Origin of the sequence: Mycobacterium sp. (assembly GCF_002863225.1) — a bacterium.
GTDB lineage: Bacteria > Actinomycetota > Actinomycetes > Mycobacteriales > Mycobacteriaceae > Mycobacterium.
In genome coordinates this window covers 52510-66837 of record NZ_PKEK01000039.1, presented here as the reverse complement: position 1 = coordinate 66837, position 14328 = coordinate 52510, and the positions used below count along the sequence as shown (strand labels likewise).

General features: G+C 62.8%; 12 protein-coding genes and 2 pseudogenes. 6 read left to right on the top strand and 8 right to left on the bottom strand.

The genetic code is table 11. The features are described 5' to 3' along the window. Nucleotides 1-29: 29 nt before the first annotated feature. The 3 genes from CYU59_RS09370 to CYU59_RS09360 form a co-directional block, all read right to left on the bottom strand. Entirely contained in the window at nt 30-1433 is a 1404-nt protein-coding gene (locus CYU59_RS09370) for an MmgE/PrpD family protein (protein ID WP_292988499.1), read from the bottom strand. A 258-nt stretch (nt 1434-1691) separates the two neighbouring features. Beyond that, nucleotides 1692-2228 (bottom strand): Rrf2 family transcriptional regulator, encoded by a 537-nt coding sequence (locus CYU59_RS09365; protein ID WP_292988497.1) that lies wholly within the window; start codon nt 2226-2228, stop codon nt 1692-1694. A gap of 111 nt (nt 2229-2339) precedes the next feature. After that, nucleotides 2340-2996: an HAD family hydrolase gene (locus CYU59_RS09360; protein WP_292988495.1), complete on the bottom strand. Its 657-nt coding sequence runs from the start codon at nt 2994-2996 to the stop codon at nt 2340-2342. Between the two features lie 400 nt (nt 2997-3396). Between CYU59_RS09360 and CYU59_RS09355 the strand changes: the two genes are divergently transcribed. Further along, a complete protein-coding gene (locus tag CYU59_RS09355; protein WP_292988493.1) occupies nt 3397-4311 on the top strand; it encodes an LLM class F420-dependent oxidoreductase in 915 nt (304 codons plus the stop codon). 130 nt (nt 4312-4441) lie between these two features. On the opposite strand, the pseudogene CYU59_RS09350 reads toward CYU59_RS09355, so the two are convergent. Then, nucleotides 4442-5269, bottom strand: a pseudogene (locus tag CYU59_RS09350) (MerR family transcriptional regulator). 138 nt (nt 5270-5407) lie between these two features. Here CYU59_RS09350 and CYU59_RS09345 point away from each other — a divergent pair. The 3 genes from CYU59_RS09345 to CYU59_RS09335 all read left to right on the top strand — a co-directional run bounded on the left by CYU59_RS09345 (nt 5408) and on the right by CYU59_RS09335 (nt 7048). Beyond that, complete coding sequence (locus CYU59_RS09345; RefSeq protein WP_292988491.1) at nt 5408-5749, top strand: nuclear transport factor 2 family protein; 342 nt, start codon at nt 5408-5410, stop codon at nt 5747-5749. Next, a complete protein-coding gene (locus CYU59_RS09340; protein WP_292988490.1) occupies nt 5746-6585 on the top strand; it encodes an SDR family NAD(P)-dependent oxidoreductase in 840 nt (279 codons plus the stop codon). The genes CYU59_RS09345 and CYU59_RS09340 overlap by 4 nt, the downstream gene beginning before the upstream one ends. 94 nt (nt 6586-6679) lie before the next feature. After that, nucleotides 6680-7048 (top strand): hypothetical protein, encoded by a 369-nt coding sequence (locus CYU59_RS09335; RefSeq protein ID WP_292988489.1) that lies wholly within the window; start codon nt 6680-6682, stop codon nt 7046-7048. Between the two features lie 81 nt (nt 7049-7129). Here the strand turns inward: CYU59_RS09335 and CYU59_RS09330 are convergent, their stop codons facing one another. Then, entirely contained in the window at nt 7130-7504 is a 375-nt protein-coding gene (locus tag CYU59_RS09330) for an MMPL family transporter (RefSeq protein WP_292988487.1), read from the bottom strand. Then, nucleotides 7491-7745 (bottom strand): hypothetical protein, encoded by a 255-nt coding sequence (locus CYU59_RS09325; RefSeq protein WP_292988485.1) that lies wholly within the window; start codon nt 7743-7745, stop codon nt 7491-7493. The genes CYU59_RS09330 and CYU59_RS09325 overlap by 14 nt, the downstream gene beginning before the upstream one ends. A 269-nt stretch (nt 7746-8014) precedes the next feature. On the opposite strand from CYU59_RS09325, the pseudogene CYU59_RS28990 reads away from it, so the two are divergent. Together CYU59_RS28990 and CYU59_RS09320 are read left to right on the top strand one after the other, a co-directional pair. After that, nucleotides 8015-8161: pseudogene (locus CYU59_RS28990) on the top strand (DUF4236 domain-containing protein); the annotation flags it as partial. A 102-nt stretch (nt 8162-8263) separates the two neighbouring features. Beyond that, nucleotides 8264-10642, top strand: coding sequence for a 3'-5' exonuclease (locus tag CYU59_RS09320; RefSeq protein ID WP_292988483.1), 2379 nt, complete (start codon nt 8264-8266; stop codon nt 10640-10642). Nucleotides 10643-10883: 241 nt separating this feature from the next. Here the strand turns inward: CYU59_RS09320 and CYU59_RS09315 are convergent, their stop codons facing one another. Continuing rightward, complete coding sequence (locus CYU59_RS09315) at nt 10884-13322, bottom strand: phosphoketolase family protein (RefSeq protein WP_292988481.1); 2439 nt, start codon at nt 13320-13322, stop codon at nt 10884-10886. Beyond that, nucleotides 13319-14242 (bottom strand): universal stress protein, encoded by a 924-nt coding sequence (locus tag CYU59_RS09310; protein ID WP_292988479.1) that lies wholly within the window; start codon nt 14240-14242, stop codon nt 13319-13321. The genes CYU59_RS09315 and CYU59_RS09310 overlap by 4 nt, the downstream gene beginning before the upstream one ends. Nucleotides 14243-14328 lie beyond the last annotated feature (86 nt).

Sequence of the window (14328 nt, the reverse complement as noted above, 5' to 3'; positions counted from 1 at the left end):
CTCTCACTGACGTCAGCTAAGCAGTCTCGTCACAAACGGTGTCGGGTGCGTTCCCGCAGCGGCGTTTGACTGACCTTGCCTAACAGACTGGTCAGTTCTCTGACCGTGATCTGATCGAGGGTGTCGACCGCGGCGATGATGTCGTCGCGCAACGCGTGGTCGCTGAAAGGCTCAGCCAGCCAATGGAATTTCTCGACCACACGGTCCCAACTCAGCGGGCGGGTTGGTGAGCCCTCGAAGTCGTCCTGCTCCCGGTCGAAGCTGCGGCCGTCGCGGGTGCTGAGGTGAATGCGAACCGCGGTGCGCTGCGGGTAGGCGGCGGTCAGATCGTCGGCTGCGCGCACGGTGACCCGCTGCATCATCTGCTGAACGTCGGGGCGGCGGACGCGTTCGGTCTCGAGCTGAGCGGGTCCGACCGAGCCGTCCACGACGGCGACCGCGCTGAGGTACTTCAGGTTGTAGTCAGCCTGCTCCTTGGTGTGAGCGTTGTCTTTCGGGCCGTACAAGCCGCCGCCGGCGAAGTCGAACGCCCCCTGGAAGACATCGACCGTAATGGTGTCGACGTCGTCCGCTCCTAACTGGTATTCCGAGCACACGGCCAACACGGCGTCGATGACCGCTTGGCCGTGAATGAGTGAGCAGTACTGCTTCAGGTAAGTCCGCTCGACGCTGTCGAGCCGGCGATCGGTCACCATGAAGTCGACGTGCTGCTCCAGCAGTCCGTCTAGCCCGTAGGGGCCTTCGAAAACGGCGTGCGGTCCGGTGATGCCGCGGGAGGCCAACATCGTTACGTAGACCGCCCGCATGCCGGTGACCGCCGGTGAGATTCCCTTCCAATTCGACACCGGTTCGGCGTGCACTGCGGCCAAGGACACGTTGTCCACCGTCGTTGCGGCTATGGCGTTGGCAGTCGCGTGCGCGTCGAGACCCAGCAGCCGCGCAGAGCCCGCGCTCGATGACATAGCAAGTTGCAGAGCATGATTCAGCCCGCGAGCCATCAATGGGACCTGAGCGCTGAAGCGGCATTGGATCTCATACGCGAGCGCCAGCCCGAGCAGGAAGTCTGAGCCATGGGCGCGCACGTGTTCGGCGACTGCGAGCACGGTCCCGAAATTGTCGGCGGGATGGCACAGGCCACCGGCCGTCAGATAGGTGTCGAGAAGGTCTGGATAGCGGACCAGGACCGTATTGAAGAACGCCGCCTGGTCGACCGACACGCGGCCGCCACCGACCAGCGTCGCGGTGGGCGCACTGCTGAATTGTTCGGTGTGGGAACGCACGCCGCCGATGAGTTCACCGTCGAGGGCACCGATGGCGCATGCCAGGCTGTCGAGCACGTTGCGCTTGAGTGCGGCGCGCGCCGAGGGACTCAGGTCGTCCGACTCAGCGGACACCACGAACCGTGCTACCGCGTCGACCGTCGAATGACTCACCCCCACAACGACTCCCCCGCCTTCTCGACCCGAGAAGCCTGCAAGGCGTCGCCGCCGGCTATCCCGCGCTGTTCGAAAACTCCGTCAAGCGATCTCTGATGTCGTGGGTTCATGACTGAGCCCTCCTGCTCGGCGCTCCTGACAATGTTCGCGGTGTGTCAGTTCTTTATAGACATCCACTGTACACGTTAACGTAGATACGATACATCTATATTGAATCGGTGGCAGTGCTCCGCACGGACTATCCGTGACGGTCAGCTATCGGTCGGCGTCGCTGCGGCCCCGGCCTTTGGCGCGGCTGGCAGGCGGCGGTTGTAATGCGGCGCGCGCATGCGGACCCAACCAGCGAATCACTCGGTCCGCCGACGGCTTGGAGGTATCAGCGACAAGATCGCCGAGGGTGGTCTTCGCTAATGAGTCCCGATAGGCGTTTTCGGCGTCGTCCATCACCGCCGCAATTCGGCACGGAGTGCGACATTGCTCCCGCGACAAACCCACCGGGCCTCGCTGACGAATCTCCGCGCAGCGGAACGTCCGCTCGGTACCGCTGAGCGCCTCGACCACGTCGAGCACCCGAATCTTCGACGCGGGCCGCGCGAGTCGGTACCCGCCGGCGTTACCGGGTACCGATTGCAGAACGTGGGCATTGACAAGCGACTTGAGCACCTTGGCGAGATAGGGTTCGGGCAAATCGAAAAATTCTGCGAGGCGACGTCGCGCTACCGGGGTGCCGTCACTTTGCGCCAATAACCAGCAACAGTGCAGCGCCCACTCGGTACTTGGAGGCAAGCTCATCACCTGATCATAGATGCCCGCTGTCCATGAAAAGGGAGTGCGCATTCGGCTGCTGCGCCATGTGCCTGAGCCGCAACAGAACCCGCCGGTTTTTCGGACGGCGGTGAGGGGTTAGGTCTTCGTACGCAGATTGATGAAGTCGCTGAAATTGGCCAGGATGTCGCGTGGGTCGTCGTAGATTGCGACAGCACCCGCGTCCACTAGCGCCTTGCGGCTTGCTCCGCCACTGAGCAGACCTACCGTCGGCACTCCGGCGCGTTTGCCCGCTTGCATGTCCCACACGGCGTCACCGACGAAAATAGCGTCCTCGGCACCAATCTCGGCGCGCTCAAGCGCTGTGCTGACAATATCGGGATGAGGTTTGCCGCGGTCGGCATCGGCGCTCGAAGTGACATGGCCGACAAGGTTATCGGCGTCCAGAACCCGGCGCAACAGCTTCAGTGTCGTCTCCCCCGCCGAGGTCGCCAACACCGTCTGCCACCCATGATCGGTGATGGCCTGGAGCAGATCGCGGGCACCAGAGGTCGTCTGCAGTGCAGGTTCATATTCGCCGAAATACCTGTCGTGGCCGTCCTTCGCGGCATCGCCGCTACGTTCGGCAAGTTCCTCACCGATCGACTCCACGACCAGTTCATCGCCGGAGCGCCCCAACAGTTCGATGATGCGCCAACACGACACATGAGCGCCCACATCGGCGAATGCGCGCTGCCACGCGACCGCGTGATGGAAATTCGTATCAACCAACGTGCCGTCGAGGTCGAACAACACCGCCGGCGAACCCTCATCAGACATCTGTATCTCCGTTTTCCCGGCAGTTGCGAACGCCACTCGCCATTACGAGCAACTCAGACCCACGGGCATACCCAGAAATACTCCAACCAACCGGCGGTACGAACAGTGGCGACAGCAAAAACAACACATGTTGCTGGAGAATCGCACTGGCGCAGACGAATTGGCTGGTGGTCACCGGATCTTCGATGCGCCGACGGCCGCTCGCGATTTGCGCGCCGCACAGCACGGCGCGGTTTGACGCCCCGGACAGCTGGCATCCTCGACACGCGCATGTTGCTGCCGGCGAGCACGGTGTCGACGACCTCTGGGCAGCGCCTCGTTCGCCATCAGCGAAACGGGGTTATGGTTCCGTTTAATCGCAACTAGGGTCGGATTGGTGACGATCAAACTCGGATATCAGATTCCAAACTTCTCGTACGGCACCGGTGTGAAGGAGCTTTTCCCGACAGTCATTGCGCAGGCGCAGGAGGCGGAGGCGGCCGGCTTCGACTCCGTATTCGTGATGGATCACTTTTATCAGCTGCCGGGCCTTGGCGAACCGACCGAGCCGATGCTGGAGGCCTACACCTCGCTCGGTGCGCTTGCGTCGGCCACCGAATCGGTGCAGCTCGGCACGCTGGTCACCGGCAACACCTACCGGAACCCGACCCTCCTGGCCAAGGAGATCACCACCCTCGACGTGATCAGTCAGGGCCGCGCGATTCTGGGCATCGGCGCGGGTTGGTTCGAGCTCGAACACGAGTCCCTGGGCTTCGAATTCGGTACGTTCACCGACCGGTTCAACAAGCTCAACGAAGCGCTCGAGATCATCCTGCCGATGATCAAAGGTGAGCGCGTCACTGTCGACGGTGTGTACTACAAGACCAAGGACGCGTTCGCCAATCCGCGGTTGCGTGACCACATTCCGCTGATGATCGGCGGCAGTGGGGAGAAAAAGACGATCCCGTTGGCGGTCAAGCACTTCGACCACCTCAACCTCATCGCGCCGCTCGATCAGCTGGCCGGCAAGGTGAAGGTCGTTCGGGAACGTTGCGAAGAGGCAGGACGTGATCCGGCGACGCTGGAAACCAGCACGCTGATCAGCGTGCTCCCTGACCCCAACGTCACCATCGACTCGCTGCCCCCAGAGTTCCAGTCCCGTGCCGCGGTCGGCAGCCCCGAGGCCATTGCCGATCAGATCAAGACCAAGGTCCTCGACGCCGGTGTCGGCGGGGTCATCTTCAACATGCCCAGCTACACACCGGGCTCGATCGCGGCTGTCGGTAAAGCGCTCAAACAGGTGCTGGACTGACCGACTGACAATCAAAGGTGTCCTCGATGCTGCGGCGGGCTGAGCGCCCAGCATCGATCTAGCCTCTAAATCAGAGCGAATGAGTCCGCGTCACAACCCGTTCCGAGAAACGGCCGGGCCTGGACTGCCGTCATCCGTGCGACGCGGTGGTACCGAAGATCGGCCAGCAGATCTCGGTGGCGGTGAACCGGGCCGGATTTGTGGGCGTGCCGCCGTGGTAATGCTCCCGAATGGGTCCCTGGCTGCTGATCAGATGTTCGTTGACGTAGACGCCCAGGGTGGCGTAACTGCGGTCGATGCCGTCATGACCGCCCGGGTGGCGGAGCACCGCGAATTCGGCCCTGGGAAAGACCTCGGCGTGGACGCCCTCGGGCGGCTCTGCCGATGGGGGTGCTTCGACGAACATGGTTGCGCGGCCTCGCTGTTCGAGAAATAGCGCCCGGTCGTAAAGCCCGCCCGGCACCACCGCGGTCGGTGCGCCTGCGGCCGTGCTGACGGCTTGGTGTAGTCGCCGCAGCGACACCTCGAACCACTCGTTGATTCCGGAGGTTTCTATGGTGGCGCTGACCGACCACACGGCCAACGCCGGTTCGTGGCGCACGGTGACCTCGGCGGGAGTGCGCACGGGGGCGAGCAATTCGCGCAGCGCACCTACCGTGTCACGGGTCTGCTGCAGCTGAGCTTCCATCTGTTCGAGATGGGTGGTGATGATGTCGGTGCGCGCCCCGGCGTCGTCGGTGCTCAGTAGCGCCTTGATGTCGGGAATGGACATGTCCAGCGATCGGAACCGGCGGATGATGTGGGCGTGATCGACCTGGCTGGTGTCGTAGACGCGGTAGCCGGTGTTCGGATCGACGTGGGCTGGTTCGAGAACGCCAATGTCGTGCTAGTGGCGTAGCGCCTTGCGGCTCAGACCGGTCATCACCGCGAAGTCACCGATCGAGACCTGTGCGCCCATGGTGTCCTCCTCTGGGTTGCCTCACCTACATCGAACGAGGGCATCCTGAAGCCTTCCCCTAGGGGAAGGCTTCAGGATCGCGGTATGCCCGCAAACGACGCTTGACCTTCCCCTTACGGCAACCTCCATCGTGGGGCCATGACCACACCAGAATGGGAGACACTCCCAGAAGCCGTGCAGACGTTCATGACCGCGCTCGATGCCCATGACGTGGATCGAGTGCTGGCCACACTCACCCACGACGCCGTGGTGACCGACGAAGGCCACGACTACAAGCGTTATGACGAGATCGGCGGCTGGGTGGCAACCGCAGGCGCCGAGTACACCTTCACCACCGAATTCGTCGGTGCGACGACGACCGATTCGGGCGTCGACGTCGGGCAGCATCTGGAGGGCAATTTCCCCGGCGGGGTCGCCGACCTGTACTACCGCTTCACCCTCGCCGGCACTGTGATCAGCCGGGTGGTGATCGAACCGTGACGCGGCGTTGGTTCATCACCGGAGGCAGCCCCGGCGGCTTTGGCATGGCGTTCGCCGAGGCGGCACTGGAGACCGGTGACCGCGTGACGCTCACCTCCCGGCGCCCGCACGAGCTGGCGACCTGGGCCGAGCAGTATGGCGACCGCGTTCTCGTCGTGCCACTGGAACTCACCGATGCAGCTCAGGTGCAGCGTGCCGTACGTGCCGCCGAGGAGCAGTTCGGCGGCATCGACGTGCTGGTCAATAACGCCGGCCGCGGTAGGTACGGATCGATCGAGGGGATGGACGAATCCGCGTTGCGGGCAATGTTCGAGCTCAACTTCTTCGCCGTGCTGTCCGTGACACGTGGCGCGTTGCCGGCGATGCGGGCCCGCGGGAACGGGTGGATCGTCAACGTGTCCTCGGTGGCCGGGCTGGTATCAGCGCCTGGATTCGGCTACTACAGCGCGACGAAGTTCGCCATCGAAGCCGTTACCGAGACGCTGCGCGACGAGGTCGCTCCACACGGCATCTCCGTGCTGGCAGTCGAACCGGGGGCGTTCCGCACCAACGCCTACACCGGATTCGCCGACGAACCCGTCGACGAGCCGATCCCGGGCTACCACGAGATGCTCGAAGAGGTCCGTGCCACCTTCGTCGCGATGGACGGTGTGCAACCCGGCGATCCACGCCGCGGTGCCCGTGCGGTTATCGCAGCGATGGCCCAGGACCCGCCTCCCCGTCGGCTCGTCCTGGGTAACAGCGGATACGATGCCGTGATCGATACGCTGCAAAAGAATCTGGCAGATATCCAAACCAACGAAATGCTCTCTCGCAGCGCTGATTTCCCAACCTGATCGGCCCGCGGAGCCAGAGCCACATTCAAGCGGTTAAGCCAAGACATTGTTGCTGCTGCCATGCAGTACGACTGCGCGGTCTAACGTGAGCGGAATGGGTTTGTTCAGTCATCAGGAGTTCCGGGACTCGGCCGACGGCGTTGGTGACGGCGCTGGCGGCGGGGTTGTTGTACCAGCTCGGCGTTCTGAAGTGAGCGAGTACGGGGTGGATGAACCGGTAGTGGTGGGTCCAGGGTTGCCGCCTGAAGATGGTTCGTGCGGTCAGTTCGCCGTGCAGTTTCACGTGTCGACGACAATGCTGGTCGGGCTGAAGCGTATTGCGGATCTCCGTGGGGTGAGCGTGCCGGAGGTATGCCGACAGGTTATGGGTGTATTTGTTGCTCAGCAGGATGGGGAGCTGGGCGCATTGCTTGCTGCCGAGACCGAGGTCGCTGATTACCGGCCGAGTTTGGGACAGGCATAGCCCCGTCGCGGGATCTTTCGAGGCACTCGGTTGCGTCCGGCACCCCCCTTCGTTGTTGCAGGCGTTGCAACCAGCGGAGCGCTACCGAATATGGGGTCGCCGGTAAGCTACTCGTTCACAACACTTTTCGGTACAGATCCTCTCCATGGTGTTGCTCGGGGGCCAGTGCGCCGATGCCGATTCGCGCGGGGCGCTGAGGACGATGCGCGGCAACCCGAAGAACGGCCCGAGTAGTCGCGCCAGGGCGGGGTTGATCAAGGACCGCACGATCAACGTGTCGAGACGAAGGCCGATGCCGGCGATCGAACCGAACATGCCGACCGAGGTGAGACCGCAGGACACCATGGCCGTCACCGCGACCGCGAATACGATGCCTGCGGTGGTCACCAGCCGACCGGACATTGTGGCCGGTCGGATCAGACCGGTATTGAGTTCGGCGCCGTCACGGCGTCGCATTCTCGATGAACGTGACGTCGAAGCCTCGGGGCCAGAAGATGCTGAGGATGCAGTCCTCATCGCCTACGCAGGTGTCGCTGTGAACGGCGTTGCCCTTTTGAAACCATGTGCTTCCCGGGGTGAGCACTTCGTACTCGTCAGGGTCGTGGAGGTAGTGCCGGAAGCTGCCGGAGACGACCACAGCGTAGTAATCGTGTCCATGAATGTGGGGTGGAGCGGTAACGCCGGCGGAGTATTTCATCAGAAATGCCGCCGGCCCTGATCGAGCCGGCCTGCAGACCGCGGGCAACGCGGATCGGTGATTTCTCACAGTGACACCTACATCACGGTGTCCTGTCTGCGCCATCGCGAGATGCAAATTCGACGGCTGGAATCTCGCATCGCGGGCGCTGGCTGGATGAGAGATGGGGCATGACGGGCAGACCATCGCTCTTTCTGCGATCGAATCCCCATCTCACGTCACCTCACTGTGGCACGATCCTGACCGGAGTCCTTTTGTAGGGGGATGCGGTGGGCTTTTATATCCGCAAGAGTTTGCGCGCTGGGCCGTTCCGGTTCAATCTGAGCAAGTCAGGCCTGGGAGTTAGCGTCGGGGTTCCCGGTTTTCGGGTAGGCACTGGGCCGCGGGGCAATTACGTGCATATGGGTCGCGGCGGCGTGTACTACCGCGCCACTTTGAACGGCCACAGCAAACCGGCTAGTCGACGCCTGATACAGCCGCATACATCACCAGTTGCCTTCCGTCCCAGTGGCGTAATCATGGAGGACGTCACGGGCGCGACCGCCTTGGAACTGGTGCCCACAGGCGGTGGTGACGTCGTAGAACAGCTCAATGCCGCAGCCGCGCGTACCGCGTGGGGGTGGTGGGCAACCGGTGCTGCGGTCCTTCTTGGCCTGCTGACGATGCCCTTTGGCTTCATCGTGTGGGCTGTGCTGGCGCCGGTATGCGTGTGGCTGGTGCTCAACGACCGCGCCCGCAAGACGGTAATCCTGTTCTACGACGTGGAGAATGAGCACTTCGTCTGGTTCGACTCGCTTGTGCGCACCTGGGCGTGGCTAACCGGGTCGCAAAAGATGTGGCGCGTAATTCAGTCGGGCAACATCGCAACCACATATCAGTTCAAGACGAACTCCGGTGCAAGCCGGCTGCTCAACCGCGTCATGGCTTCCGCGACCACTTCCGGCCCGAAGGAGTTGTCGACCAACATCGCTGTCCCGGCGGTCACGGCAGGGAAGGGTGCTTTGTACTTTCTGCCAGACCGCCTCTTGGTGCGGGAAGGTAATCACTTCAGCGATCTGACTTACACGCAGGTGAACGTGCGTGCCGGCGACACGCGGTTCATCGAGGAGGGCGCCACACCTAGTGACGCGGTGCAGGTCGACCAAACATGGCAGTACGTCAACGTGAAAGGCGGCCCGGACCGCCGATTCAACAACAATCGCGTGCTGCCGATAATGCGTTACGGCACCCTTGATTTCGCCAGTGACCAGGGATTGCTATGGCAACTACAGGTGTCACGCCAGGACGCAACCGCACAGGTGTCTCAGGCAGTGACGAGCGCGCCCGCACCGACAATCGCGGCCACGCCGACGGCACCACCACCAGCACCTCCTGCAACGAAACATCGGCAGGTAATCGCCCCGCCGTCCGTTCCGGCACGGGAACCCTCCAGGATTGTCGGCGCGACAAAGAGGCGACCGCCACCAGCGACACTCGGCGCAGGCCTCGTTCGCGCGAACCTCACCCGCAGGACGACACCGTATCCGGCGAGTGCTGCAACCTTCACCGCCATCGATCTTGAGACCACGGGCCTGGATGCTCTCACCGATCGAATCGTAGAAATCGGGCTTGTTAAGTTCACGGCCGATGGCACGACCATCGACGAGTTCGCAACTCTAGTAAACAATCCCGGATCCGATGCCGCTGCGCGCGCTATTCACGGCATCGACGACGCCGATCTGGTCAGTTCACCGACGACAAAACAAGTTCTGGACGAGGCCCTGGCATTCATGGCAGGGACGATCCTCGTCGCCCACAACTGCGATTTCGAGGATCGATTCCTCGCGTCGGCGGCCCGCCGCACTAATACCCCGCTGCCCACATTGGTTGACGTGTGCACTCTTCAGAGTTCGCGCCGACAACTCGAGGGCCGCGCATTCAGTCTCACGGCGATGTACAAGACCGCAACTGGGGGATGGTCGGATCACCGACATACCGCTCTCGGCGATGCTCGCGCGGTGCGCGAGGTGCTGCTCTGGCTGCTGCGCAACGCACCGCGGCCGCTCTACTTAACGCATGGCCCAACGACGGACGAAGCAATGACCGTCCAAGAATGCCCCCTAAGCTGCCGGCCCGTCCCGCTCACGCGATGCTCAGTCGCGGAGCTGCTTGACTCGTTCCCGCAATCGCCGAAGCCTCGCACCGGTGACGCCGTGCAGGTCAAGAAGTACATGGCCCTTCTGGCAGAGGCTGTGCACGACGGACGACTCACTTACGAAGAAGCCGACGCCCTCACCCGACAGGCACGCCTGACGAGGCTCACGGGCCCACAGCTACGCGGACTCCACCAAAAGGCTTGGGAAGCAGCATATCCCGACACTAAAGACGCCGATTGGACCGCATTGGCGCCGGTCGAGCGCCGCGAAATGTATTTGTTGGCCGACGCCCTGGGTTTGTCCGATCTGGCCGAGCGCATCAACGATGTCATCCAAGCATGCGCCGAGCCGGTGCCACCCGCTGAAGCCCGCTACCTCCGGGGACTCCGCATCGCCGTCGAAGGTGACCGCAGCGAGGTGATCGAACTGCGCAAGCACGCCGAATCCTACGGTGCCAAACTAGCCGTCAACATCACCAAGACAGTGAAATGGATGGTCAGTGACACACCGAACGCCACCGACTCCCGACACACGACAGCGCGCAAGCTCGGCATCCCGATTCTGAGTGCCGAAGAGGGATCAACACGACTCGACGAAGCCGTCCGCGAGGCGGAGTTGAAAGCATACGAGCGTCAGCGCGATATCGACCGCTACGCCGCGTTACGGCAGCAACGAGCCGACGAGGCCGACGCCTACTGGCGACCCTCATGGCGACGGGAAGAGCTCGATCACGATCCAGAGCCAGAGCCCTGGTGGGAGTGATCTCGAGTACGCGGCGCTCTCGCCGGTGGTGGTCGCCGATAATCCCGAATCCGTCAGGCCTCAAGCCACTCGTTCGCAAGGCCACTTTGAGCGACTCAAATAGGCTTTTCGATCCTGGCATTAACGCGATTCCGGGTCTTTAGATTGGCGGTCTGCAACAGGGCTACCGCCGTGCGGTTCGGCGGTGTGGATCACCTCGCCACTCGCTTCTGATAGAAGGTTTCCGTTGCGCAGATCGTTCTCATTGGTGGTCTGACCGCCTTCCGGTCAACCACTTCGGCCGTTCTGCTCCCTCTGGTCCCCACCTCCAGCGCGCGACAAGGGGGTCATCTTCACCGTGCTCTCGGGTGTAGCGTCGCGCGGCCAGCCGTGCATCGGCCATCTGCTGGCGCAGCACGGCGGCGCGGGCCGCCACGCCATCGACCCGGTCGATGACATCCATGACCAGATGAAACCGGTCCAGATCGTTGAGCATCACCATGTCGAACGGCGTCGTGGTGGTGCCACGCTCCTTGAATCCCCGCACGTGCATGCCAGCGTGATTGGTGCGACTGTACGTCAAGCGGTGAATGAGCCACGGGTAGCCGTGATAGGCGAAGATGACTGGTTTATCAATGGTGAATATTGCGTCGAATTCCCTGTCCGGCAACCCATGCGGGTGTTCGGAGTCCGGCTGCAGACGCATCAGGTCGACGACGTTGACCACCCGAACCTGAAGCTCGGGCAGCTCCCGTCGCAGGATGTCGGCGGCCGCCAGCGTCTCGAGGGTCGGGATGTCCCCCGCGCAAGCGAGCACCACATCGGGCTCGCCGGTCCCGGTACTCGCCCACTCCCAGATGCCCAGCCCCCGTGTGCAGTGTGCGATCGCGGCGTCCATATCGAGATAGTCGAGCGCAGGTTGCTTGCCGGCAACAATGACGTTGACGTAGTCGCGGCTACGCAGACAGTGATCTGTCACCGACAACAAGGTGTTGGCGTCGGGCGGCAAGTAGACGCGCACGACCTCGGCGCGTTTGTTCGCTACCAGGTCGATGAAACCGGGGTCTTGATGAGATGCGCCGTTGTGGTCTTGGCGCCACACGTGTGAGCTGAGGAGATAATTCAGCGACGCGATCGGACGGCGCCAGGGCAACTCCCGACTTGTCGACAACCATTTCGCGTGCTGGTTGAACATCGAGTCGACGATGTGCACGAACGCCTCGTAGCAGTTAAACAACCCGTGCCGCCCGGTCAGTACATATCCCTCCAACCAGCCTTGGCATAGGTGCTCGGAGAGCACCTCCATTACTCGGCCGGAGGCCGAAAGGTGTTCATCGACAGGCAGCGTGTGCGACAGCCATACCTTGTCAGTCGACTGATATACCGCGTCCAGGCGATTGGATGCGGTCTCGTCGGGTCCCATTAATCGGAATCGGTCGCGGTTTCGAGCGATCACATCGCGCAAGAAACTGCCGAGAACCCTTGTCGCCTCGTGGGATCCGCTGCCCGGATGTTCGACCGCGACGGCATAGTCACGAAAGTCAGGTAGGTCCAGGTCATGCAACAGCAAGCCGCCGTTGGCGTGCGGGTTGGCGCTCATCCGACGATCACCCTCCGGCGCCAGGGCGCGAAGCTCGGGCCGAAGTCCGCCATCGGCGTCAAAAAGTTGCTCGGGCTCATAGCTGCGCATCCAGGTCTCGAGCTGCGCGCGGTGGGCGGGATTGTCCCGTGTTCCGGCAAGGGGCACCTGGTGTGCTCGCCAGGTACCCTCCACCTGTTTGCCGTCGACCGTCTTTGGTCCGGTCCAACCTTTCGGAGTCCGCAGGACGATCATCGGCCATACCGGACGTTCCGTCGCCGTAGCGCTGCGCGCGGCCTGCTGGATCGCTTCGATGTCGTCGAAAGCGTCATCGAGTGCAGCTGCCAGCTGCTGGTGTACCTCGGCCGGATCGTCACCGGCAACTGTGATCGGGCGATAGCCGCAGCCGCGCAGCAGCGACTCCAGTTCGGTGTGCGGAATGCGTGCAAGCACAGTCGGATTGGCGATCTTGTAGCCATTAAGGTGCAGGACTGGCAGCACCGCCCCGTCGGTGATCGGGTCAAGGAATTTGTTGGAGTGCCAGCTGGCGGCCAGCGGCCCGGTTTCGGCTTCGCCGTCACCGATGACACAGGCGACCACCAAATCAGGGTTGTCGAACGCCGCGCCGTAGGCGTGCACCAGCGAGTAACCGAGTTCACCGCCTTCGTGGATGGATCCAGGGGTCTGAGCAGCGACGTGGCTAGGGATTCCGCCAGGAAATGAGAACTGGCGGAACAACTTTCGCATCCCGTCCGCGTCTTGCTCGATACCGGTGTACACCTCGCTGTAGGTACCCTCGAGATAGGAGTTGGCGACCAATCCGGGTCCGCCGTGCCCCGGTCCCGTGATGAAGATGACGTTGACATCGCGCAGGCGGATGATGCGGTTGAAATGCGCATAAAGCAGGTTCAGGCCCGGCGTAGTACCCCAGTGCCCCAGTAGACGCGGCTTGACGTGTTCGGGCGTGAGCGGCTGCCTCAGCAACGGGTTGTCCAGCAGGTAGATCTGGCCCACGGACAGGTAGTTCGCCGCCCGCCAGTAACCGTCGACGAGCCGCAGTTGATCGTCGGACAGCGGTCCCGATGTCGGCTTTGTTCTGCTGTCACTCCGCACCTCGGTCATGAGGGAACTGTCTCCGTCTCGGGCTCGCGTTGATAGCGGCGAGCTGCGGTCGTCGGTGCCGTGGGTCGGGCTACGAGCACGGAGCAGTTGGCGTGCTTGAGCATCGACACCGTGCGTGGGCCCACCAGATCCATGACCTGGCGGGGGTCTTCGTCGCTGATGACGACGAGTTGGAGAGCACCGACGTAGCTCTCGAGGTACCGCATTGCGCTCATGCGCGTCGTTGCGATCTCCACCGTCACGTCCGGATACCGCCGCAACCAATGATCGAGTCGTTGACCGAACCGTTCGTAATCGATGTCGAAAAGCGGCCACGGCCAACTGCCCAGCGCGAGCACCGGGGCGTGTCGCACGCGAGCTTCCTCCATAGCCCACAGCATGGCCTCCCCATCACCAGTCAAATCGTCGACGATGACAGCGATGAAGCCGGATTCCGTCGTTTCCTCGTCATGGGCGCACCGGATGATCGCGACCGGGCAACAGGCGCGTTCCGCGACGGTCGCTGCAGTCGATCCGAGCACCTTGGCGCATATGCGACCGATACCGGTGGACCCCAGACAGATCAGGGTTGCGCCTCTGGACTCCTCGATGAGAAGTGATTCGATCCCGCCGTGCAACACGGTGGTCTCGATCTGTACGCCGATCCCGGTCTTCGCGACCGCCGAACATGCTTCGCGCAGAGACGTTTCCGCGTATTCGTCATCGATGGAATATCCGCTTGCAGAATCGGAAGGCTGCTCGATGTGAACGACGTGAACCATCCGGAGCGGGACGTCGTGATGCAGGGCGTCCTTGGCCGCCCACACTGCGGCGCCGATCGCGGCGCTTGATCCGTCGATTGCGACGACAACGGGTCTGGGTGACGTTGCGGTGGTCATGCTCTGCTCCTGCGCCAGGGGGACGGCGACGACGCTATCCATCGTCAAACTGTCAAGCAGGAGGCAGAGGACCTCTGCGCCGTGGACGTTGGACCCTACGGCTCGTGGCGGCGTACCGCGCAAGCTGT

Bases quoted from the DNA above. Each gene is read 5' to 3' on its own strand.
- CYU59_RS09330 (WP_292988487.1), bottom strand. From the start codon at position 7,504: ATGCGACGCCGTGACGGCGCCGAACTCAATACCGGTCTGATCCGACCG.
- CYU59_RS09320 (WP_292988483.1), top strand. From the start codon at position 8,264: ATGGAGGACGTCACGGGCGCGACCGCCTTGGAACTGGTGCCCACAGGC.
- CYU59_RS09310 (WP_292988479.1), bottom strand. From the start codon at position 14,242: ATGGATAGCGTCGTCGCCGTCCCCCTGGCGCAGGAGCAGAGCATGACC.
- CYU59_RS09315 (WP_292988481.1), bottom strand. From the start codon at position 13,322: ATGACCGAGGTGCGGAGTGACAGCAGAACAAAGCCGACATCGGGACCG.
- CYU59_RS09345 (WP_292988491.1), top strand. From the start codon at position 5,408: ATGACCACACCAGAATGGGAGACACTCCCAGAAGCCGTGCAGACGTTC.
- CYU59_RS09335 (WP_292988489.1), top strand. From the start codon at position 6,680: ATGGGTTTGTTCAGTCATCAGGAGTTCCGGGACTCGGCCGACGGCGTT.
- CYU59_RS09365 (WP_292988497.1), bottom strand. From the start codon at position 2,228: ATGAGCTTGCCTCCAAGTACCGAGTGGGCGCTGCACTGTTGCTGGTTA.
- CYU59_RS09325 (WP_292988485.1), bottom strand. From the start codon at position 7,745: ATGAAATACTCCGCCGGCGTTACCGCTCCACCCCACATTCATGGACAC.